21 protein-coding genes and 1 pseudogene are annotated in these 22,147 nt (G+C 65.0%); 17 read left to right on the forward strand and 5 right to left on the reverse strand.

What is annotated here, in order from left to right; genetic code table 11:
• The first annotated feature begins 21 nt into the window (after nt 1–21).
• From QZY03_RS12485 to QZY03_RS12525, 9 genes are all read left to right on the forward strand, one after another.
• Nucleotides 22–426: a hypothetical protein gene (locus QZY03_RS12485; RefSeq protein ID WP_295581468.1), complete on the forward strand. Its 405-nt coding sequence runs from the start codon at nt 22–24 to the stop codon at nt 424–426.
• 138 nt (nt 427–564) lie between these two features.
• Entirely contained in the window at nt 565–810 is a 246-nt protein-coding gene (locus QZY03_RS12490; RefSeq protein ID WP_295581470.1) for an addiction module protein, read from the forward strand.
• Nucleotides 783–1,010 carry a DUF433 domain-containing protein gene (locus tag QZY03_RS12495; protein ID WP_295581472.1) on the forward strand — a complete coding sequence of 76 codons (228 nt, stop codon included), beginning with the start codon at nt 783–785 and terminating at the stop codon, nt 1,008–1,010. The genes QZY03_RS12490 and QZY03_RS12495 overlap by 28 nt, the downstream gene beginning before the upstream one ends.
• On the forward strand, nt 1,007–1,339 hold the full coding sequence (locus QZY03_RS12500; RefSeq protein ID WP_295581474.1) for a DUF5615 family PIN-like protein: 333 nt from the start codon (nt 1,007–1,009) through the stop codon (nt 1,337–1,339). The genes QZY03_RS12495 and QZY03_RS12500 overlap by 4 nt, the downstream gene beginning before the upstream one ends.
• Nucleotides 1,340–1,487: 148 nt before the next feature.
• Entirely contained in the window at nt 1,488–3,275 is a 1,788-nt protein-coding gene (locus QZY03_RS12505) for a hypothetical protein (protein WP_295581476.1), read from the forward strand.
• Nucleotides 3,265–8,349 carry a hypothetical protein gene (locus tag QZY03_RS12510; protein WP_295581478.1) on the forward strand — a complete coding sequence of 1,695 codons (5,085 nt, stop codon included), beginning with the start codon at nt 3,265–3,267 and terminating at the stop codon, nt 8,347–8,349. The genes QZY03_RS12505 and QZY03_RS12510 overlap by 11 nt, the downstream gene beginning before the upstream one ends.
• Before the next feature lie 306 nt (nt 8,350–8,655).
• The gene (locus QZY03_RS12515) at nt 8,656–9,333 is read left to right on the forward strand and encodes an isoprenylcysteine carboxylmethyltransferase family protein (protein ID WP_295581479.1); all 678 of its coding nucleotides are present in this window, start codon (nt 8,656–8,658) and stop codon (nt 9,331–9,333) included.
• Nucleotides 9,334–9,575: 242 nt separating this feature from the next.
• Entirely contained in the window at nt 9,576–9,923 is a 348-nt protein-coding gene (locus QZY03_RS12520; RefSeq protein ID WP_295581481.1) for a GFA family protein, read from the forward strand.
• Between the two features lie 198 nt (nt 9,924–10,121).
• Nucleotides 10,122–10,838, forward strand: coding sequence for a HugZ family protein (locus QZY03_RS12525; protein WP_295581483.1), 717 nt, complete (start codon nt 10,122–10,124; stop codon nt 10,836–10,838).
• Between the two features lie 247 nt (nt 10,839–11,085).
• On the opposite strand, the gene QZY03_RS12530 is transcribed toward QZY03_RS12525, so the two are convergent.
• Nucleotides 11,086–11,532 (reverse strand): hemerythrin domain-containing protein, encoded by a 447-nt coding sequence (locus tag QZY03_RS12530; RefSeq protein ID WP_295581485.1) that lies wholly within the window; start codon nt 11,530–11,532, stop codon nt 11,086–11,088.
• Between the two features lie 96 nt (nt 11,533–11,628).
• Nucleotides 11,629–11,916, reverse strand: coding sequence for a hypothetical protein (locus QZY03_RS12535; protein ID WP_295581487.1), 288 nt, complete (start codon nt 11,914–11,916; stop codon nt 11,629–11,631).
• 213 nt (nt 11,917–12,129) lie between these two features.
• Between QZY03_RS12535 and QZY03_RS12540 the strand changes: the two genes are divergently transcribed.
• The 5 genes from QZY03_RS12540 (at nt 12,130) to QZY03_RS12560 (ending at nt 16,131) form a co-directional block, all read left to right on the forward strand.
• Nucleotides 12,130–12,819, forward strand: a complete 690-nt coding sequence (locus tag QZY03_RS12540; RefSeq protein WP_295581489.1) for a toprim domain-containing protein — start codon at nt 12,130–12,132, stop codon at nt 12,817–12,819.
• A 141-nt stretch (nt 12,820–12,960) separates the two neighbouring features.
• On the forward strand, nt 12,961–13,254 hold the full coding sequence (traL, locus tag QZY03_RS12545) for a type IV conjugative transfer system protein TraL (RefSeq protein WP_295581506.1): 294 nt from the start codon (nt 12,961–12,963) through the stop codon (nt 13,252–13,254).
• Nucleotides 13,251–13,838, forward strand: a complete 588-nt coding sequence (locus QZY03_RS12550) for a TraE/TraK family type IV conjugative transfer system protein (RefSeq protein ID WP_295581491.1) — start codon at nt 13,251–13,253, stop codon at nt 13,836–13,838. Before traL ends, QZY03_RS12550 begins: the two co-directional genes overlap by 4 nt.
• On the forward strand, nt 13,835–14,863 hold the full coding sequence (locus tag QZY03_RS12555) for a type-F conjugative transfer system secretin TraK (protein WP_295581493.1): 1,029 nt from the start codon (nt 13,835–13,837) through the stop codon (nt 14,861–14,863). The genes QZY03_RS12550 and QZY03_RS12555 overlap by 4 nt, the downstream gene beginning before the upstream one ends.
• Nucleotides 14,863–16,131, forward strand: a complete 1,269-nt coding sequence (locus tag QZY03_RS12560; RefSeq protein ID WP_295581495.1) for a TraB/VirB10 family protein — start codon at nt 14,863–14,865, stop codon at nt 16,129–16,131. Before QZY03_RS12555 ends, QZY03_RS12560 begins: the two co-directional genes overlap by 1 nt.
• Before the next feature lie 495 nt (nt 16,132–16,626).
• Here the strand turns inward: QZY03_RS12560 and QZY03_RS12565 are convergent, their stop codons facing one another.
• The 3 genes from QZY03_RS12565 to QZY03_RS12575 form a co-directional block, all read right to left on the reverse strand.
• Nucleotides 16,627–17,235 carry a hypothetical protein gene (locus QZY03_RS12565; RefSeq protein WP_295581497.1) on the reverse strand — a complete coding sequence of 203 codons (609 nt, stop codon included), beginning with the start codon at nt 17,233–17,235 and terminating at the stop codon, nt 16,627–16,629.
• A 68-nt stretch (nt 17,236–17,303) separates the two neighbouring features.
• Nucleotides 17,304–17,864, reverse strand: coding sequence for a hypothetical protein (locus QZY03_RS12570; protein WP_295581499.1), 561 nt, complete (start codon nt 17,862–17,864; stop codon nt 17,304–17,306).
• 6 nt (nt 17,865–17,870) lie between these two features.
• On the reverse strand, nt 17,871–18,764 hold the full coding sequence (locus QZY03_RS12575) for a hypothetical protein (protein ID WP_295581500.1): 894 nt from the start codon (nt 18,762–18,764) through the stop codon (nt 17,871–17,873).
• A gap of 58 nt (nt 18,765–18,822) precedes the next feature.
• On the opposite strand from QZY03_RS12575, the gene QZY03_RS12580 reads away from it, so the two are divergent.
• The 3 genes and pseudogenes from QZY03_RS12580 to QZY03_RS12590 all read left to right on the forward strand — a co-directional run.
• On the forward strand, nt 18,823–20,223 hold the full coding sequence (locus QZY03_RS12580) for a hypothetical protein (protein WP_295581502.1): 1,401 nt from the start codon (nt 18,823–18,825) through the stop codon (nt 20,221–20,223).
• 202 nt (nt 20,224–20,425) lie between these two features.
• Nucleotides 20,426–20,785 carry a hypothetical protein gene (locus QZY03_RS12585; RefSeq protein ID WP_295581504.1) on the forward strand — a complete coding sequence of 120 codons (360 nt, stop codon included), beginning with the start codon at nt 20,426–20,428 and terminating at the stop codon, nt 20,783–20,785.
• A gap of 570 nt (nt 20,786–21,355) precedes the next feature.
• Nucleotides 21,356–22,147, forward strand: a pseudogene (locus QZY03_RS12590) (hypothetical protein); the annotation flags it as partial.

Below are 22,147 nucleotides of genomic sequence, written 5' to 3' on the forward strand. Positions count from 1 at the left end.
CATTCACAGCGAAGACCCGCGGTGACCACCATTACGCTGGATTTGTCCGAGTCCCTGGTCCGACAGGCAAGCCAGGCCGCACGACTCATGCACCGCCCCTTGGAGCAGGTGCTTGCCGTGCTGCTGGAGGCGGCCCTGCCGCCATTGGACGACTGCCCGCCCAAGCTCCAGACCCAACTGATCGAGATGACCTGGCTAAGCGATGGCGCCTTAATGGATATCGCCAAGTCCAGCATGTCGGAGCCCGACCGGCTGCGCCTTACAGATTTGGGGCTGCGTGCCGACGCGCTGACGGCCGCAGAACAAGAGAACCTGGCACTGTTGCGGGAGTGCTGTGGCGAACTGACCCTGCGCAAGGCCCGCGCCTATGCGCTGCTCAGTTTCCGCGGCGGCGAACGACTGCTCGCGCACGCGGCTGCGGCTTGATGGCCGATGCAGAACGCTTTCATAACGACCTTGCCGTCTACTCCCAAGCTGCGCAAGACCATATCCGCGCATTGGGTTTCAAGACCATCGTGGCCCCGCCGCAATACACTTTCAAAAGCCAAACCCCGAGTGATTGACATGAACGCCACCGAAATCATTAAGATGAGCGTCGCAGAGCGGATCGAGGCCATGGAGGCCATCTGGGATTCTCTCATGATCGCCGACGCCAAGATAGAATCGCCGGATTGGCACCACGATGTCTTGGCCGAGCGGCGCAGACGGCTTCTCGATCCTTCCGCGGAATTCGTTTCGCTGGCGGATCTCAAAATCGGGAATAAACTGTTACGGGGAAAACGATGGGCTACATCGACAGAATCGTATTAGCGCCGGGTAAGCGCGGTGGGCGTCCCGTCATCCGCGGCCTTCGCATTACCGTTTATGATGTCCTTGGATGGCTTGCGGACGGCATGACCGCCGACGAAATCATCGAAGATTTTCCGGAGTTGGAAAGGGCCGACATCCAAGCGTGCTTGGCCTTCGCCGCTGATCGCGAACGCCGCGCGGTCGTTGTTCAAACGTCATGAGGCTGCTGCTGGATGAGAACCTGTCGCGCAGGATCGTGCCATTCCTGCAAGCGCATTATCCGGGAAGCAGCCAGGTTGTACTTGCCGGCTTGGAGCAAAAGACCGATCTTGAAATCTGGAAGTACGCTAAGGAGCACGGGTTCACGATTGTTACCAAAGATTCGGACTTTCAAGTCCTAAGTTTGCTGAACGGCGCTCCGCCTAAGGTCATCTGGCTGCGGATCGGCAATACCAACAAGGCGAATGTAATTCGCGTCCTAACCGAGCGTTGCGATGCGATTGTAGATGCCATCGCGGATGCGCAGATAAACTGCCTGGAAATCGGATGAACAGCAGCGGGCATTCTTTGGTCTCCAAGATCTGCTTGAGAACCTATGCCGGGAAGCTTTGCTTCCTGAATCGAGCAACCAAAGCAGAGCTTTGCCCGCCACATTTCCAGGCAGAGCTTGGGAGCGACAAATTGAAGGGGTCAGCATCATGCGAAACATTGTCGAGGACGTACTCACAAAAGAGCGGACCAAACGGCTCTGGACGACGAATTATTTTCCGGCTCTGCCGATCACGCCGCAGGACTTCGACATCGGAGCCGTGCTCCCGACGATGCTTTACCTTGCTCGATTCGGACACCGCCGCGGTAAAGGGAAGTTCGTCAGCACATTCGGACAAAGCACCACAGGGGGGCTCAAGGCGCCGACTGTGTCCGATGTCGCCGAGAGGCTGACCGCGCGTCACACAACCCAGATCCAAGGTTTCGACGATGAGATCGGCAAAGCGGTCCTAAGTGATTTACTGCTGTCCCGGTGCCTGGAGAACCGCAAGCACGCGCAAGGACACCATGAGCAGGTGCAGCGCATCTTTCCGACGCACTATTTCGCGAGTTGGATCGACCTGCCGGAGCAGTCTGTCAATTTGCGTAACGTACCTGAACTCTTGACGGCTCTGCTTGCCTCACAACCCGTCGGCGAGTCGCTCGACCCTCTCGGGGTAGGGCCGTTTCCAGTGGGCGTTGCCGATCTCGCACAAAACCGCTTGCTCGCGCTGTTCGGGCGGCACTGTGCCATCCGCGGTCCGCATGCCGCAAACTTGGCATCCGATGTGTTTTTGGAGGATATTGCAGAGGATATCGGTATTGATGAGTTACTGGCTATCCGGATCGCGAATGCCTGTGGAAACGCTCCCGACAGTGCTGGGAAGGACAACAATATTCCTAATCGGCACCCATTGGCTAGCCTGGCCGCAGGTGCTCTTCAAGAGGATCTTGCCGTATTCATTTCCGCCTACGGTCGAGCGATCCCGCGTCATGCATTTCTCCAGATGCTGGAAGCGGGAATCGGACTCGGTTTGCTCAATCTTCTCTTATCGACTGCTCATATTGTTAACGACTGGGAGCATACTGGCGAGGTCATCGCCGGTGCGCTGCAAACCGGGCTGCCGCTCTTTGTCGACGCATCCCAGGGCCAAAATGGAACGCTCAGGGAGCTATCTGAGGCATCACTGACGGAGTGTCTACGTCGTTACGACCGGCTCCCTGTCGGGATGATGTTGTTGCGGGTATTGGATGAGGCGGTCGCGTCCGATCCTGACCTCAAAGACGCATTGCCTCAGGGGCATCCAGCCCCCTCCGATCGTGTCGGGTTTCTTGGTGATATTCTTCACGAGCGACATCCCGACGCACGCCTGATACGGCGTGATCTGGATCGGGACTGTCAGCGACTTGCCGATTCGCTGGAGAGAAATGATTTTGCAGAGAATGTCGTTACGATACTGAGATCAAAGGATCGTAACGCGGCCGTTCGACTTGCGGAAGCTCTCTGCGATCTGATGGGTGACAGGCAGCAAGCGGCGAAATTTCGACTCGCATTGGACAGCGCCCTACTGACCGACAAGTCAAATGGCCTTGCTGTGCGGCGTCGGGTGAGTCGGACAGTCGACGGTAGACGACGCAGCCTTGATGTCCGTTCCATTGTGCTCTCTTCGGCAACCTTGGATTTCCTCGTCCATCGCCACCTGCGCGATGGTGTTGACGGCGAGTCGTCGTGCCCCCTGACGCTGCATCATTTCCTGGATCTGCTGCGTGATCGCTATGGTCTCTTCGTGGACCAGGAGCCACCCGGCCAATTGATCCCTCGCGAGTTGCTGCTGAAGAACAAGGCGTGGCTGGAACGGCGGCTACGTGACCTGGGACTGCTGATTGGCGTCAATGATGCGGAGTCGATGAAGCAATTGCGCCCTCGCTATCAAGGAGTCGCGAGCCATGTTGACTGAAGCCATCCGCTCCATCTTGAAGGGCGCCTTCGCTCGGATTCTCGGGCAACCAGAGTCTGGAAGTATGGCCTTTGTCCGCTGTCTGCCCGCCGAGTTGGTTGGGACGCTCGCGGCGGATGCCGCATTCGTGCTGGAGGGTTGGCAGGTCGCCGCGGTCAGGGATACCGCCGACCCGGCGGCACGCTGCATTACGGCGGACCAGGCCGTCGAATGGCGCGAGGACAAGGCCGACGCTGCCCTTTTGCTGATCGACCCGCAGCGTGCCGGGGCGGGCATGGACGGCATCTACAGTGCCGCGCGCGAGATCGGCGAGTCAGAATTGTTCGATCTGGCGGTCGAGTTGGCCCGGCAACGACTGCCCCACGGCTGCAAGGGCTTCGCGCTGAAGGCTCTGTTCAAGGCGGGTTGGAAAAAGCGCCGCCGCCCGTTGGCGCCCTGGTCCGCATTGGCCTACCTGGGCCGTGCGGCCGAGGATGCACAGGTCGTCGGCACGGCCCTGCCGATGATTGGCTTGTGGCCGATCGCGATCACAGACCGCCCAAGCGAAACGGACCTGGACCACGCCGCCGTGCTGGTCGAGCGTTTACTCCCAGCCCAGGGCGCGCGGATTGCCCCGGAGCAACGGGTAGCCGCGTTGAACCTGGACGCGGGGCAGGAGGTAACCGCGGTGCGGCTCGTCGGATTGTTGCGTGAGGTCGATGGGCTGCCGCGGATGCAAGCCTTGCAGCGCATCGCGCTGGAACAGGACCTGTGGCTGAATCACTTGCGGCCAGGATTATTCGATCAACAGACCCTGCAGGGTATTCGCATCCAGTCCTGGCGGCAGCGCAAGGGCGATCCGTATCGCTGGTCGGGACTGGTCCCAAATCCAGACGGGGAGCTTGAGCTGCGCCTGAGCCTGGCGAGCGACGACGGACACAACCAAGCCCGGTTGGAAGTGCGATGGACCGCGGAGCCGGAGGGTCTCGCGCCTGGGGCAGCGACCTATCAGGTTGAGGTCCATGCAGGTCAAAACGTGCTGGCGGAGCGCAGCGTCAGTCACGCGGGCAAGTCGGCGGAAAAGGCCGTGTTCAGCCAGGACGACTTTGATCTGGACGAGAACGCGCGGTTTCAGGCACAGGTGCGAATCACGCCGCTCGGTGACGCTGCGTGCGAGCCGGCCGAGAGCGAGGGATTCATCCTGTGCTTTGGTGACGCATCACGGGGACCAGCGACGAGCAGCGCCGGCAAGATCGCGGCGACGCTGTCGCTGGCCGCCATTCAGGTCGTCCCGGATTGGGACACCTTCAGGCAACTGGCCAAGCAGCCCGGCGACCCGGCCTGCTTCGAGACCGACAAGAAGGGATTCATCCTGTGCAAGTGGCAGGGCAAGGTCGCAAAGGTCTTTTGTCCGCCGCTGTTTCGACAGCTCAGCGAGGACTGGATCGCGCGCAACGGCGCGCTCGGGCGTTGGCGCCTGCGGGTGCGGGAGGACGGCGCTCCGGTCGGCTCACCCGAGTTTGTGCCGATGGGCGACAGTGACGCGACCGAGCCGCTCGCTGCGGCATCGGGAGAGTTGGCGGCTTGGCTCAAGCCGACCCAAGGTCCACTGGGCGTGCTGTATTTGGTCGATGAGCTGAAGCAGGTTGACCGTTATGTGGACGCCGCGGCCAGGCTGTGGCAGACCGGCGACCCCGAGTTGACGCTGATCCAGACCCTGGAGGTGCAGTCCCTGGCTGGGCGCTGCCTGGGCCTGATCGTGCTGCCGACCCACCCGCTGCGGATCGCCTGGCAGCAGGGGTTCGACCTCATGGTCGCCTACCATCGCTATAACGTCGGGAATGCCGAAAGGCTCACGCCCCAGCGAATCGCGGATATCCTGAAGCCGGTGACCGGCGCCCACTATCCGGCCTTCCTGCCGGGGCTCGAACCGGGCCGGACCTTCGTCTTCGGCGATACCCTCGGGTTCCATGCGGCGGCCATGGTCGCGGCCGATGACCCTGAGCCCAAGGCAACCTTGGCGCTGCTCGGTCGGCTCCTGGGCGGCGAGGCGGCCACGGCGCCCTCGGTCGGCGATGGTGCGGCCGATGCCTTGGCGGGCGAACTGGGGCGCTATCTGCAATTGCATCCGCTGTATCGGCGCATCCGGGTCCATGCCCTGCGGGCCGGTGATGCGATGCCGGTCGCCCGGGCCCTCGGCAAGGCGCTGCGGGCCGTCGCCGCGGATGACGAGACTGCGGATGACGGCGATGATACGCACTGTTTTGAGTTGGAGTTGTTCCCCGGTGCCGGGCAGTCCAGCGCGCAGACCGGGCGCTTCTTGTCGGCCACCGCGGAGCGTCGGCGCAGCGGTGCTGGGGCGGTGCCGGAGGAGGATCGTTGGTTGTTGCAGAGCGTGACGCGCCCCGGCGGGGTGAGCCTGCCGCGGCTGCGCTGGGCACGACGTAACCGGGACCGCCCGCAAACCGCGGCCCATGTCGCCATTGCCTTCGATGTCTTCAACTCCAGGGTTGAGTGCCGCGACCTCGCCGCCCTGCCGGCGGATGGCGGCGTGCTGGAGGCCCACGGCCTGATGCTGATCCCGTCGCGGGAGTTCCATGCCGGTGCAACCCCCCATTGGCTGTCCTACATCCCACCGAAGCCCAAGGGAGATCTCCACCCCTTTCCGCCGAAGTTGACCAAGCGCCAGGTTGATTTGCATAGCAAGGTGCTGCGGGCGACCGCGCGCCATCTGGGGGGTGGCGATGCGGCTTGGCCGGTGCTGATTACCGAGGTCAGCCCGGAACAGGCAGACCTGCTCGCGGACCTGCACCATCTGTGCGATTGGGTCATGACCGCCGACCGCAATGCCGGGATGGAGTATTTCGACTCTCCGCATGAGCTGCCGACGGTCTACGACGCCTACGTCATCGACTGTGTGCCGGAGCGCGACGACCTGGGCTTTATGCAGTTGATCACCTCCACCAGCAACCTGGATGAAGTGGTCGGGCTGCTCGACACTGCCTTGGGCGAGATGGGCCTGTCCGCGAGCCCACGTAATTGCCGTTCCCTGCTGGATGCGCTGAAGGCGGTGAGCGGCCGATTGGCGCTGCGCCTGGCAGGAGCGGGCACGACGACACAGCAAATGATCGCAATTGCGCTGGTGCAGGGGCAGTGCAGCCGCGCCGTTGTCGGCCATCCGGTCTGGCCGGCGTTGACCGAGGGCTTTCTGATCCCGGTAGACGATGTGCCGGAACTGTTCCGCAAGCCTGCCAAGCCGGGGCAGGAGGGCGATGAGCGCGCCGACTTGCTGTATGTGTCGGTCGGCGCCGACGGCGGGCTCGCGGCGACCTTCATCGAGGTCAAGTTCCGCCGTTATCTGAAGACCGCCCGCGCGGCTGATCTGGTCGCGGCGATGGAGCGTCAGCTTGAGGCATCCTGTCAGCGTTGGCATGGGCTCTTCGGCGCGCGCACCTCGACCCTGGAGCAGACCGTCAACCGGGCATGGCTGGCGCGCATCCTGCGCTTCTATGCGAAGAAGGGGCGCCGACATGGTCTCACCGCGGCGGCCTATACGCGGCTGATGCGCGAGATCGACCGCTTCTTGGTCCGCAAGGAAATCGACCTGCCGGACCTGCTCGATCTGCGCCGATTGGGTTTCGTCTTCTGCCCTGAGTATGGCGGGGCGCAGCCGGCGCGGATCGAGCAGCTCGGCCATGCGGACCTGTGGCTGTTCGGGGCCGGAATGCTGCCGGAGCCGGGTCTGGCGTCGGCGGACGGCGGGCCGGGCGACCCTGGCGACCCCGAGGCGCCGATCAACGACGTGGCGCGTGAAGGCATCGCGGCCGTCGTCGGATGGCAGGAAAACACCGCCGCCGCCCCAACTGGGACTGCGCTGTCGGCGGACGAGGCCTCGGCACTGAGCGATTCGCAGTTGCATGAGGGCGCGCCGGGGAGTCATGCCGATACCGAGCCCGATGACCCCACAGAAGAACCGCCAAGTCCCGCTGCGGTCATCCAGCCCGCGGCCGGAGCGCCGCCGGTCGGTGAGGCCAGCGTGCTGCTCGGCCATCAGCACCCCGGCGATGATCCGCTGTATTGGCACCCGATCATTCAAGCCAATCCGCACCTGATGATCCTGGGCCTGCCGGGGATGGGCAAGACCACCAGCCTGATCAACACCTGCATCCAACTCGACGCCCAGGGTGTGACGCCGATCGTCTTCTCCTACCACGAAGACATCGACGAGAAGCTGGCCTTGCACCTGCCGCAGCAGCCACTGGTAGTCCGCTACGCCGGGCTCGGCTTCAATCCGATGGAGGTGGTCGGCGACGGCCCCGTCGCCTATCTGGACAATGCCGGTATGTTGCGCGACATCTTTGCGGCGATCTTTCCCGACCTGGGGGATGTGCAGTTGGGTCGGCTGCGCGATGCGCTCAAGCAGAGCTATCTGGACCAAGGCTGGGCACCGGGCCAACGTGGTGAAACCCCCGCGTTTCACACCTTTCTGGAGCGGTTGCGCACCGAGGACAAGCCGGACAAGGGGCTGCTGACCCGACTGAGTGAATTGGATGATTATGGGCTGTTCGCAACCGTCCCCGGCACCGGCGCGCCGACCTTGCTCGACCAGACGCGCCCGGCACTGATCCAGATTCACGGCACGCAGAACGACTACCTGCAGCGCGCCTTCGCCACCTTCGTACTCTACAACCTTTACCAGGGCATGTTCCGACGCGGGGTGCAGCGCCGCATCACACACGCGGTGATCTTCGATGAGGCCCACCGCGCCGCGCGCCTGAAGCTGCTCGCGACCATGGTCAAGGAATGCCGCAAGTATGGCATCGCCTTTGTCGTCGCCTCCCAAGAGGCCAAGGACTTCGACCCATCGCTGTTCACCGCGATAGCGAATTATCTGGCCCTGCGACTGAACGACGCCGACGCCAAATTGATCGCCAAGACCTTTGCCGCCTCCGACCGGGTGGCGCTGTACGCGGATCGGATAAAGCAGATGAAAAAGTACCATGCGATGTATTACGGGGAGGGCCTGCGGGCACCGATCCTGGTGGCGCTGGGGCAGTATCAGACCCCGAACCATCCGGAAGACGCCGTTGGCTAAGCCTGAACCCGAGGATACGGTCGGCATTTGTCGGATGATCATGCAGGCGGCATCGCGGACAAGATATGCTGCGTCCCCGCCCCAATTTATCCCCGAGGTTCAATGTATGCTTCGCCGCACTTTGCTGCCCCACGCAATCAGCCGTCAATTGACCGCTCCGGGTCGTTAGCGCCCCCCTGCGTAAACCCTTCGCTGCGGCCGTTCTCTCCCCCCGCACTCGCGACCAGTCGACTTGAAAATGGCAGTCAGCGCGCCAACGACAACGCTCGGCGCACCAGCCACCCGGTCGCGCCGGAGGGGAGAAAGATGATCGCGCGACTGTTCGTTCAGCCCGTCGGTTGGCTCGCCGCCCTGGGGACGACCCTGCTTCTCGCGGCGGGCGACTGGCGCTGGCCGCAAGCCTGGGCCTTCCTGGTCGAGCTTGGGGTCGGCAGCCTGGTGGTAAGCCTATGGCTCCTGCGCCACGATCTGGCCCTGGTGGCGACGCGCCTGTCCGCGCCGGTGCAGCGCAGCCAACCGCTCTGGGATCGGGTTTTCATGGTGGCGTTCATCGTTGCCTTCTTCGGCTGGCTGGCGTTGATCGGTCTGGACGCCCGCCGCTACGGCTGGTCGCAGGTGCCGTTGCCAGTGCAGGCGCTCGGCGCCGCGCTGCTTGCGCTGGGGATGGTCGCCATCTGGGAGACCTTTCGCTACAACAGCTTCGCCGCTCCGCAGGTGCGCGTGCAGGTCGAACGCGGCCACCGTGTCGTCACCGATGGACCCTATGGCCGCGTGCGCCATCCCCTGTATGCCGGTGCCCTGCTCTGGCTCGTCGGGGCGCCGCTGCTGCTCGGCTCCTGGTGGGGTGTGGTTGCGGTCCCGCTGATCGGCGCAGCTCTCGCCTGGCGAGCTGTCGGCGAGGAGCGGCTGCTGCACTGCGAGCTTCCGGGCTACGACGACTATCTAAAGCAGCTCAGGTTCAGGCTGATTCCGGGCCTCTGGTGAGACGGCGACAGGTGTCGCCACCGGCCGTCTCTGGAGGATCAGGGCGGTCTCGATCCGCGCCTTGGTTGAATCACCGGTCCGGCGTAGCGTTGAAACGAGTTGGGCGGACCGGAACCATTTGCCAGCCGCCGCGGTAGTGGCCCCGGCGACGGGGCCGATGCTGGTACGCGGCTGAAGACCGGGCTCGTACACAGGGCCGATCGCAGAAGAACCTGGTAACAACGACAGAGGAGACCGCCAAAATGACCCACAAGGGCAGTTGCCATTGCGGCCGTATCGCCTTCGAAGTCGATGGAGAGCCGACATCCGTGATGGACTGCAACTGCTCCATTTGTGCCCGCAAGGGCGCGCTGTTGTGGTTCGTGCCACGCGATCGCCTGCGTCTGCTGACACCGGAGGCGAACCTGAGCACCTACACCTTTGGCGAGGGGACGATCAAGCACCGGTTCTGCCAGGTCTGCGGCATCCATCCCTTCGGTGAAGGCAGCAACGCTGATGGCACCGCGATGGCCGCGATCAACGTGCGCTGCCTGGAGGACATCGACCTTTCTGCACTACCCGTCGAGCGCTTCGATGGGCGATCAGTGTGATCCGCCTTAACGTATCGCTGTCGCCGCCGCATCGACCTGGACGAGGACCCCTGTGATTGCCTCTCAATGAGGCTGTTCGTCCGCCGGTGGGGCTGCAACCCCGTGGCGTGGAAGCGTCGTCGCCCGCCGCAATCGAGGGGATTCGTGCCCGCCCGCGGTCTTGCCACCGCCTGCTGAACGCCATCGAGGAGGAACGCCGTGCCGGAATCGACCCCGATCGCCGCGAGTCGCGACGAACGCTTCGACGACGCTTGCCAGCTCTGGGCGGGGCGTTTTCAGGCGGTCATCGCCACCCACTCGCTCGCGGACCCCGGCTACCCCTTCGCCTCCGCCGTTCCCTATTGCTTGGACGCGTGCGGCAACCCGCTGCTGCTCTTGAGCCACCTGGCCCAGCACACCAAGAATCTGAGCGCAGACGCCCGGTGCGGTCTGTCCGTGGTGCAGGCGACCGAAGGCGACGTTCAGCAGAGCCTGCGTCTGGGCTGTACCGCGGATTGCCAGGAGGTAAATCCAGCCGATGCGGCCAGCCACCGCCGCTGGTTTCGCTACTATCCATCGAGTCGCAGGTATTTTGAGCAACTCAATTTCCGCCTCTATCGACTGATCCCCCGCCGGTTCCACGTCAACGGCGGATTCGGCACCGCGCGCTGGCTCGACAGCACGCGCATTTTGCGCGTCTCTCCGTTCGACGAGGCGCAGGAATTGGCCCTGATCCAGACCGCACAGGGCGTGAGCGACGCTGTGTGGCCGGACCCGGCCGATCGGCCGACTGCCGATCCGATCCGCATCGTGGGTGTCGATCCCTGGGGCTTGGATCTCGCCCGGGGGGACGCGCTGCGGCGAGTCCCGCTGCCAGAGCCGATCACCGACCTGGATCACTTGCGCCTTGCACTCCTGGCTCGGACCGTTGGGTAACCGTCGCCAACCCAGATGTCGCCGCTGTGCCGGCTAATTCTGGCGCGGATTCCCTAATCGGGGGCGGTCTGGTCGGTGTCCGACCCGCGGGCGCAGCGAGCGGGAACCATCGGCAGCGAAGGCCACTGACTGGTCACACGCGGACAACGGCGCCTGGTCGCTTGTGACCCGTCATCGCGCGGGTTGTCGACACCCACTCCACGGCGACGGCCTGAACCGTTACTTGGGGATCAGCCAACGCGGGGCCTCAACCGGGCGACGCTGTGCCCGCCTTGCGCGGACCGCACGCAGGGCTGGCCTGGCGATCATGAAGGTCCTGGAGGGCCGCCAGCGCGTCCGGTGCGAGAACCCGTTGGGCGGTCTCGAAGAGTTCGCTCTCCTCAAAGCGGATGTGATCGGCGAGCATCTTGGCGAATGCGGCCAAGTCGTCGGGACCGCCCGCATTGATCATGACGCGCATTGCGCGGTGTTCGGCCGTGCGTTCGACCAGCGTCCGCTCCCCTGCGTCCTGCATCGCTCGTAACAGTCCGTGCTCCTCGCGTTGGAAGTGAGGTTCCAACGCGTCGGCGAATCTTCTCCGCAACTCGACCCATGCACCCGCCGGGTCATCTTGCGGCTCCCGCGCCCGGCGGGCGATGACCAAGCCGCGGTGATGTTCGTTCGAAAGCCGTTTGAGTGCCGCGAACCGCTGCATTAGCCGGGTCGCCGCTGGCAAGAGCCGCTAAGGCGCGACCCGTCAATATCGTCGCGGGTCCTCGTCTGCATGTCTGTCTTTCCGCTCATAGAATGTTTACTGCCGCCGATCTTGGGACCGGCGATGTTTCTCGATCACTTGGACCAAGTCGAGATTTCTGATCGCTTGCACCGCGATCTCCCAGCGCCCCTCGCCGCACAGACCGCTCACACCAGCCTGCTCATAGGCGTCCAACGCGGCCTGCAAGCAGGCCGATCTGACCGCTTCCGCAAGATCAAGGCCGTCGATCATGATCATCACATTCCGGGCGCTTACCTGAGCATGGGCAACGTCGCCGCGCAGGCGATTCGCGGTGTGCCTCAGCCAGCCTGGCGGCGGGCTCATGGGATGAGCCCCGGGTTGGTGCACAATGCTCGACACCTTAAGGTGCGAGGACCCTGCGCCTACACGGTCTAGCGGGTCAAGCGCAGACACTTGGAGGTTATGGCAAAGCGCGGTTGCACCCGCCCGCCGTCCGTTGGACTGGCGGTGGTTCGGGACCACCACGAACTGCCTGGCCTCCCCGCCGGATTCGCCCCAGTGACAGGATTCTCCCCCATGTTCCCTCGGCTCCCAATCAAGCTCGACGACTGCACCCACCACGGCCTTGGCTCCGGTGCAGAATTCTATGTCGTCGAAGGCGATTCGGCTGCGGGCGCGGTGAGCCGGATGCGCAACGCGGATTACCAGGCGGTGCTGCCGATGCAAGGCAAGCCGCTCAACACGGTCCGCGCGACCGCGCAGAAGGTCGTGGCCAATCCGTGGTTCGCGGCGCTCACGCAGGCGCTTGGTACGGGTCTGGGTGATAGGTTCGATCTCCAGGCCCTGCGGTATGATCGGGTGATCCTGCTCATGGACCCGGACCCCGACGGCATCCACTGCGGTGCGCTGGTCTCCATGTTCTTTTACCGCTGGATGCGACCTTTGCTCGATGCTGGGCGGGTAGGTATCGCGCAGGCGCCGCTGGCGACCTTGGTGGTCGGGTCGGTCGGGCATCCCCGGTACGTCGAGCACCATGTTCGGTCCGAACAGGAACTGCGGGCGGTTGCCGAACAATTGAAGGCGCAGGGCGATACTGAGGTCGTCATGCGGCGCTACCGCGGGCTCGCCGGGACCGATCTGCACGTCCTCGCGGCCACCTGCCTCGATCCCGCGACGCGCACCCTGCGTCGTATCGGCGCGGCGGACGCGGAAGCGGCTATCACGGTGTTCGGCGGCGGGCGCCCCGCTCGGCATCCTCGCGACTGACCAAGCCCGCTCGTTCGGGGCGGGCCACCGACGCCTGGGGCCGATGACGGGGATCAGTTCCGCCAGTCTCCCGCATTCCGCCAGAAAACTCCCACCTTGGCCACTCGTCCCCGCCGGCCTACCCGCGGCACACTGCCGTCCATGGCCGACGCCCTCGACATCCCCAAATCCATCGACGACCCACCGCTACTCCTGCTGTGGCGGGTCGACGACCTGGCACCGATCGTCCTGACCCTGGTGGTGGGCATCCTCACCGGCAGTCCGCGCACCCTGTTCCAACTGCTCCTCTTGGGCGTGCTCCTGGTGCGCCTCTATACAAAGTTTCGAGAGCGGCGGCCGGACGGCTATGCGCTGCATTTCCTCTACTGGCATGGTCTGCTGCCGCTGCGCGGACGCACCACCCCGAACCCCTTCGCCCGCCGGTGGCTGCCGTGACCCTGGACCGCTTCCTGGCGACCTGGAACGGCCTGACGCTGGAGAACCGCGTCAACCGCATCGTCATCCTGCTGCTGATCGGCGCCAACATGGCGCTCGCGATCACGCTCAACCAGACCGAGCGTACCGTCGTCCTGGTCCCGCCGGTCCTCGAAGGGGAGGTCACGGTCGCCCGCTCGTCGGCCAGTCAGGAGGTCAAGGAGGCCTGGGCGTTGTTCGTGGCGGAACTGCTCGGCAACGTCAGCCCGACCAATGCCGAGTTCCTCACCAAGGCGCTCGACCCCCTGCTCGCGCCGTCCTTGCGCCAGGACATCCTGCAAGTCCTGGAGACCCAAATCGGCGAAATCCGCCGCGAGAAGGTCAGTCTCTCCTTTCAGCCGCGCGCGATCAGCCATGACCCGGCGACCGGCACCCTGTTCGTCACCGGCACCCACATCACCAGCGGCCCGGCGGCCAAGCCGGTCAATGCCGAGCGCACCTATGCCCTGCGCATCGAATTCAAGAATTACCGCCCGGTGGTGGTCTACCTGGATGTCTATCCGGGGGCCCCGCGCACCGGGCCGAACCCTGGGGAGGCCCCATGACGCTGCGACCGTTGCCGATGGCGCTGATGCTCTTGCTCGCGGCCGCCGGACCAGGGTCCGCCGCCGACCCCGAACCCGATGCCGCAGGCGCGACCCCGCGGGTCTCCTGTGATCTGCTCGATGTTCGCACCGACGCACCGCGCACCGCGCCCCCTGCCGCCTGGGCTCCCCCTCAAGGCGGTGGACCGGCCATTCGCCGGATCGGCGGGCCGGGGACCGTCCCGGCCGGCAACGGCGGTTTCCTCAAGGTCGGTCGGGGACCGGGGCAGGTCATGCCGGCCGCACTGGAACTCGGGCCGCGCAGTGTGAGCGTACCCCCAGGCACCACGGCCTTGGTCGAGATTGCCATCGATCACTTGAACCGCATCGTCACCCCCTTCCAGAATCCGGTGGTCCATACCGTCTCCCCGGCGAGCACCAGTGTCAACGGCCGCGTGGTCTACGTGGCCACTGCGACCGAAGAACCCGTGGCCCTCTACATCGGCGATGGCCCGAGCAGCGACCTGGCGCTGTCCCTGACCCTGGCCCCGCGCGCGATCCCGCCGCGCGAAATCCGCCTCACTGTTCCGGGCTACCGGGGCAGCGGCAACGCGATCGCCGGCACGGCCCCCGAGACCGTCGGCCCGCCAACAGTGTTGCCAGGTCTGCCGAGCGGGCTCGGCGGCAACCAACCCTATGTCGAAACGATCGCCGATCTGCTGCGGGCGATGGCCCAACGCCGCCTGCCGGCCGGCTACCAGGTGCAGAAGGGCGGGGGCCTCAAGGCCCGATGCGCCCCCGGACTCAAGATCACCAACACCCAACTGACGCAAGGACTGACCGCCAGCGTCCTCACGGTCGGGGTCCGCAATGGCGGGGCAGGGACCATCCCGGCCAACGCATCCGCCTGCGCCGTGGACAAGCACAGCGTCGCCGCGGTCGGCGCCTGGCCGCTCAAGACCCTGGCACCGGGCCAGGAAACAGAGATCTTTCTGGTGCTCCATGCGGGCGCCGTCGCGGCCGATCCGCTCGGTAAACCCCAGTGATGCACCTGAGTGCCCGCTGGGCGTCACTGTCCCCCGATGTCCAGCGCGCGGTGACCTGGGGTGCCGGGGTCGCTCTGCTGTTCGGCATCGCCGCCATCGCGGTCCTCACCGCCGCGCCGCGCCAACCGGTGGCCAGTCCGCAGGAGACACTGGTCCGCAACCTCCTGACCGACACCGATCCCCGGTCGCTGGGCATCGAGGGCCTGGCCGCCCGATTGGAACGGATGGAGCGCCACCTGGATGCTGTTGCCCAACAGGCGGCCAAGGCCGCCGCGACACCGCCGGAGGCCGCTGCGCTCACCGACACCGTGGATGAGCCGCGTCGTCAGGAACTCGACGCACTGAAGGTGCAACTCGATGCGCTCCAGCGTCAGGTGACTGCGGCCAAGCACACCGCGCCACCGACTCCACCGCCCGCGGCGCGGATCAACGAGCCAACATCGACCCCGCCGCCCCCCGTGGCTCCGATCGCCCCGCCGCGTGCTGAGCGCCCCCTCGACCAGTTGTTCACGCCGCCCAGCGCGCCCGTCCTCCCGGCGTCCGGTGCCCCACGCCCCCCGGCCCGCCCGCTGGAGATTCGCGTCGTCAGTGCCCCGGCCCCGGAGGACAGGACACCGGCAGCCACCCCGCCGCAGGACGCCCTCTTCATCCCCGCCGGCGCCATCCTCAGCGGTGTCCTGCTCAATGGCCTGGACGCCCCAACCGGGCAAGGTGCCCGCAAAGACCCGACCCCGGCGCTGCTGCGCATCAAGCACGACGCCATCCTCCCCAACCGCTTCCGCGCCGACGTGAAAGAGTGCTTCGTCATCGTCGGCGGCTTTGGCGACCTGGGGTCGGAACGCGCCCTGCTGCGCAGCGAGACCCTGACCTGCGTGCGCACCGACGGCGGCGTGATCGAAGTCCCGCTCGACGCCTACGCGGTGGGCGAGGACGGCAAGGTGGGCGTGCGCGGCCGACTGGTCAGCAAACAGGGTGCGTTGCTTGCCAAGGCGCTGCAGGCCGGGTTCCTGACGTCGTTTGCCAAGGTCTTCACCCAGGTCCCGAGCATCCCGATCAGCACCGGGGGCACCCAGATGCAATTCCAGTCGATGTTCACGCCCCAGGCCGCGGCGGCAGGGGCGGCTGGTGGGGTGGGTGGTGCCATGGATCGGTTGGCGGATTACTACATGGAGATGGCGGAGCAGACCTTTCCGGTGCTGGAGGTCGATGCAGGACGGGCGGTGGAGTTGATTGTGAACAAGGGGGTTTCTTTGCGGTTGGCGAGGTGAGGGACTGCTGCGAGTCCGAAGGTTCTTTGACCGTGCAGTCTCGTGACTCTTGTCACGCATGTGGGTATAAGTGCCCGCGGTGCGGGTCGGTGCTAGCGGAGATCGGCTTAGCCACCTTGTTGGCTATGCGCACAGCGACCAGGAGGCTGCGGTTAAGTACATTTATCATTTCGTGCCAGAACGTCCTGTCGGACATAGCGCTACAACTACCCGATTACCCAAGCCCCTCGGTATAGAGGGGTTGTCCAGGCCCCATAAGCGCGGATCACTGCGGCGAAGCTATCCACCTGCGCCTAACCGCTCGCGAGTCGGTAAGACCAGTCGTCACGCGGTCTGACCTGGAGGAAACCTGCACGACTCGGGTAAGTTGCGGACGGGCGCCGTCCAGGGGACGCCTTTGTTGTGCTCGCGCACGGTCATTGAGTGACCTCCCGGATATCCAAACGCAGCCCGGCAATGAACTCGATCAAGCAACCTTGCCCGAGGGGAGCATCGTCAAGACCCAAAAACCGTAAAGTACGCGAAGACGATTGAAACCGGAATAACAACGCCGACCAGGACTCCGAACGTAAACTCGCCCCATGGATGCCAGCGCCTATTTGATTCAGGATTCGTTGCTCGATCAGGCTGCTCCCACAATTTGACCAGATAAGACAAGTCTTCCGCACAAACGAGCTTGACCCCCCCTTTCGCCAGTCGGTCTAAACCATTGGCATCGTCCGTGCGATTTGCCTGCGGGTAGACAAAAATTGAGTCTTTGGGAAGAAATGTGATCGCGAGGGCAACCTTGTCCGGGAAACGATCAACCGCCCCTATTTTTCCCTTATTGTTAATGATCCCTGTCGCGCAGAGCGTGAGTTCTGAGACAGCCTCCATTGAAAATCTTGCACGCTTGTCCGCCAAAGCAAGAGCCAGTCCAAAGGACAGGCCGTCGAAGTCGTCGTCGTCCAGCCGAATGACTACGTCGGTATCCAAGGACTCGATGCCCTCCCCGTCGCGGCTATAACTCAGGACACGCTTGACTTGCGCCAGCTTCCTGTCGGATGCGCAACTGCGCATCCCGTTGCGGCGATCGGGATAGGCAACGACCTGGACGCGGTTCATGCGGGGCGTCGGACCACAGGTTGGGAAAAAGACCTCGGACTGCTGCATTGGTGCTGGGCGCAACGGTGTCAAGCAGGCTCGATGACGAGGCGGCTTGTTGCCAATCGATCGACCGGGGAGCCACCGAGCAACCAAGGCGCACTCAACTCTCCATCCGCGTCCGGGGACCCCTGAAGCCAAGTCGCCCCTTGCTCGTCTCGCACCCGCAGCGGCGAACCGGCAAACCCGGCAACCAGCCGGGCAGCGAGCCTCAGGTGCAGCATCCACTCTTGGCCCGCGGGGTCCAGCGGCAGCAGCGTGAGCGTGAAATCCTGATTGGATAGGGTCACCGGCTCGATGGGGCCGCCGGCCGCCGCCTGTAGCATCAGGCCGTCATCCGCCGCCGACTCCTTCCACTGCAAGATCTGCTCGGCGCGCCGTACCTCGGCGAGAAACCTCAGTCGGTCGCGTGCCGCTGGTGATCGCAGCAAGGCGGCGCGCTCTCGATCATCGAATCCCCGACGGCCGGACAATACCTCGGCCGTCCGCTCCACGGTTGGCTCCGGGTTTGGTTCGGCGAAGGCGACCGGCTCCGCTTGGCCCTTGAGGGTCCAGGCCAAGATCCTGGTGAGTTGTGCGCGTGGTTTCATCAAAAATCACTCCTTAGCGTCCGCCTCATCGCCGCAAAGACACGCAAGCAGCCTGTTTCGCGCCTTCGCCGCCCGTTTGCGCATGGCCTCCCGGCCGACGCCATAGTGCCGAAAATAGGCGTCGTCGTTGAGGAATACCGGCTCGTCCGAGAGGCCAAGGGCAATGGACATCGCCTCATGTAAGTCCTTGGGGAGGAGGGCCAGGCATTGTTCGAGTTGGATCCAGGTCTCCGGCGAGCAGATCTCCCCGAGCATCAGTGTCTCATCCCAGGGGTCCTCGGTGACGGCGGTCGCGGCCTGCGATTCGTAGAGGTACTCCAGGATCTTGGTCGGCGTCGCCGGCAACTGCTTCGTAAGGTTCGATCGGCGGACCTCCAACGCCATATCCGCGGCCAGCTCCGCTAGACTGCCGTAGCGGCTCGGTGGGCTCGCCGCGGCCTTGCGTTGGGTCAGATCCTTCGCCATCCGCTCCAAGCGCCGACGCGCCTGGAGCACATGGGTCCCATGCCCGCCGGCGTACCCGTCCAACTCATCCATCTTGCGTTTGAGAAACTGGCTCAAGGTATTCCAGAGCACCGAATCGACCCGCGACTCCAGATCCAACCGCCAGGCCCGGCATAACTCCGCCAAGGATGGCGCCACCGCGGCCCCGCACCCGTCCGCGTCCCGCAACAGGGCCATCGCCATGGCCTCACGGCCATCGCGGTTTCCCGTGGCCCGGATCGTCCCCTCCAAGCACTGCCGCAGGGCGCCGAACCACCGGTCAAGGGTGCTGACCAAGCCGTCGCCCGCCGGGCACAGCGCCGCCAACAAGTCATCCTTGTGCGCGAGGCACAACCTGCGGACCAGCCGCAGCATCTCCCACCGCTCCATCCCCTGATAGACTAACGGACTTTCCAAGTGCCTGGCTCCGCAACGCTCGGTTGAATCATGGTCGTGAATTCTCGGTGGATCGGACATGAACCCCAACGATCTTTCGCGCATCCCAAGTCGCGTCCCTGACCCGCGGCCGAGCCCCTGGTTCAGGCGGGGACTCATCTTCGGGATCGTCCTGGGGTTGGCGCCCGCGTACTGGATGTTGATCCATCCACCCACCGTCCGCGTTTGGGCCAACAAGGTCACTGAGCCGATCAAGCCACAAGGCAACACGTCCGCGCAAGCTTGCACGGACCTCGGCGCAAAGGCAACGCAACTACGAGGTCTTGCCGAAGGGCGCCAGCGTTCGCAGGTATTGCTCGGGACCGTCCGTGGGGTTACGCCGCCCCCCGGGAGCGAGCGGACGTCCGGGGGCGCCGACGGTTGGCGCACTTGGGGTCACGAGCGCGAGACCCAGTCAGCGTGGTGGGACCTGATTGCCGATGCACGCGACTTCGGACGGGCCTGTAACGGCCTCGCGACCGACAATGGCCGCCGACAGGCAGCATCGCAAACCGGGACAGCGGGGAATTTCTCGGATAGCGAGCACGAAAACACCGCTTTCATCGAAAGTCTGGTCGCGCAACTGAAGGCCGCGATGGACTACGCGGCCACTCTGCCGCTACCGACCGCCACGATCAGCGGTCAGGTATCTCCAGGCGAGACTCGATCCAACTTTGGCCAAGGCGGGCTGGCCGCGTCGCCGACGTTGCCCCACGTCATTGATTGGTGCGATCAATGGGTCTACGGCGTTGGTCCGGTGGTCACCGCGTCGGCGTCCGCCGACTCCGCAGGAGAGCCCTTTCGCGCGGCGGCAAACCTGGCGCGATCCAACCTCCTTGAGGGGTTGCTTGGCCTGCACGTTGACCCATCGCACGCGCTACGGGACCTGGCCACCGCGAACCCCGGATTGCGCCGCGGGATGCTACGGCTGGTGAATGCGGGCGAGATCGCTGCCCGGCGTGCCCCCAACGGCGATCTGCTGTGGGTCGAGGCCCGGCTGCCGCTCAGTGGCAGCAGCGGGCTGATGCCCCTGATTCTGCCGTTCTCCGGCCTGGCATCGTCCCTGCCGCAGCCTGACTCGGCGCGGCCCGAATCCGTCCCTCCCGCAGACCCAAGCTACTCCGGAATCTTGATCGACGCCCGGGACCTGGCCATCGAGCCGAGCCTCTTTCCGCGGCTTGTGACGCCAACCGGGCATACGATCCAGGTTCCCGCGCTGGCCGATCCCAACCGGGTCGCACAACGCGGCTACACCACCTATACCCCGTTCGCGGGCCAGGCGCGGATCTTGGCAGGCGGCAGCGCCTTGTGGATTCGCCCGACCGCAGTCGTCCGCGCCCCCGGGGAGATCGTGCTGCGCGAGACTGACGCCGAGCGTGTTACGGGCGCCCGAATCGACAGCCCCCGGCTCAGTCCTGCCCTGATCATACTGACCGACTGATGTCATCGGCACGACCAGATTACTGACGACGGCCCTCCTCGGGCGCGACTTCTTCTGCGTCGCTGCGTCCCATTTCCAGCGCCTTCCTTGACCATGAATCCGGTAGACGGTGATACCGCCGTCGCTCGCCCGGACCGGTGATCTGCCTCGCCCGTCCGCCGTCCCCAACCCGGGTCTTTGGACCCCTCGTGAGGAATTCGTCATGCAAAAAGGTCTCGGAATCGCCGCTCTCGTCATCGCCATCCTGGCCATGTTCATCCCCTTTGCCGGCACTTGGCTCACCCTGTTGGTCGCGCTATTGGCGGTCTTTGCCTACGGGCCAGGGCTTGGGCTCGGCATCGCCAGTCTCGTCGTCAACGTCGTCCACATTCTGTTTCTTTCGCCGCTGTTGTGGGCGACCCAGGGCCTTGCATCGGTGGGCGCGGAGGCGTCTGGCGAGCAGATCGTATTCCTGCCCTGGGTCTTGATCGGGGCGCAAGTGGCCGCGTTTGCGGTTCTGCTGATCCTCAATGGCCGTCTGGTGCGGCCCGCAACCGCGACGGGCACATCCCTCGGGCAGTAATGTCAGGTAGATCACGGCCCCCCGCGGAGCCTATCCGCCGGGGGCCGACGCTAACATTAGTGACGCAGGTCATTCAGCTGTCGAGCGACTTCAAGTATGCTCGGGCGCAAAGAATAACGGGTCGCTGGCGTGTGCGGCGATCCTCTTGGCATAGGACGCGACCGGCGGGAATCGCAGGCATGTACGGAATCGGCGGCAAACGCTCGCCTGTTAGGCACCGTTTTAGTTCCTGCGCCCGTGGGTTACGCCACGGTGGCGCGACCTTTCGCTATCTGCACATCACTCCCGCCCGGCTGGGCGGCTGCCCCTCTCCGGTCCGTGCTCCCGCTGCCTCCTCACTGACCCAAGCGACCCGCGCGGCGTCACAAACCCGCCACTCCGGCTGCCCCCCCCCCCCCCGCGGAATCCGGCCTAGCCTCGTCCGTCCACTTCGCCCGGTCCAACCGGCTCCCGCAAGAGAAATCGCACCCGCGTCCCAAGGCCGCGGCCTTTCATGTCCATTGCTCAAATGAGCGGGGCGCACCGCCCCGCCATGTCCTCGATATCGCCTACACCACCGGAGGCATCCCCATGACCCGCCCAGCCCGAACCCTTTCCGCCCTGCTGCTGCCCGCCGGCCTCCTGTTCGCCCTCGGCGCTTGGGCCGCAGACCCGCCAACCCCAGTCCCAGTGCCAGTGCCAGCCAAGGCAGGCGAGGCCGCGCCCGCCGTCGCCAGCCCCGCCCCTGCCGAGGCAGGGCCGGCCCTGGGTGCCGCACCGACCCAGATGGTCAAGCCAGTCTCCAGTCTGCAAGACGAGATGCTCGGCGGCATCGACTGGGAGCACAACATGGTCTACGCCGTCGGCGACGGCGTCCCACCCGCCAACGCCGTCAGCCCGGCTCAGGCACGGGTGCGAGCGAAGCGCGCGGCCACCGACGAGGCCATGGCCGGCCTGCTGGAGGCCATACAGGCGGTGCGTGTCGATGCCGAGTCCACCACCCGCGACTTCATTAACGAGAGCCGCGCCGTCAACACCGCCGTCTCTGGCCTGATCCGCAATGCGGAGACCGTCGAACTGCGTCAGGCCGAGGATGGCAGCTATCAGATCAAGATGCGCATGCCCATCAATGACCAAAACGGCCTGAGCAGCACCCTCCTGCCGTTGGTCCTGAACCAGGTCCAAAAAGTCGCCATCGTTACCCGCGTGGTGCGCACTGATGCCGCTCCGCCCGCCCAACACGCCGCACCCAAGGCCGCCGCCGCGCCCGCCCCCCTCCAAGACCAACCGCCGGCCGCCCCGACGGCCTATACCGCCCTGATCGTCGATGCCACCGGAATCGGCGCCCAGGCCGCCATGTTCCCCCGCGTCCTGGGCCCGACC

Source organism: uncultured Lamprocystis sp., assembly GCF_903933125.1.
Lineage (GTDB): Bacteria > Pseudomonadota > Gammaproteobacteria > Chromatiales > Chromatiaceae > Thiodictyon.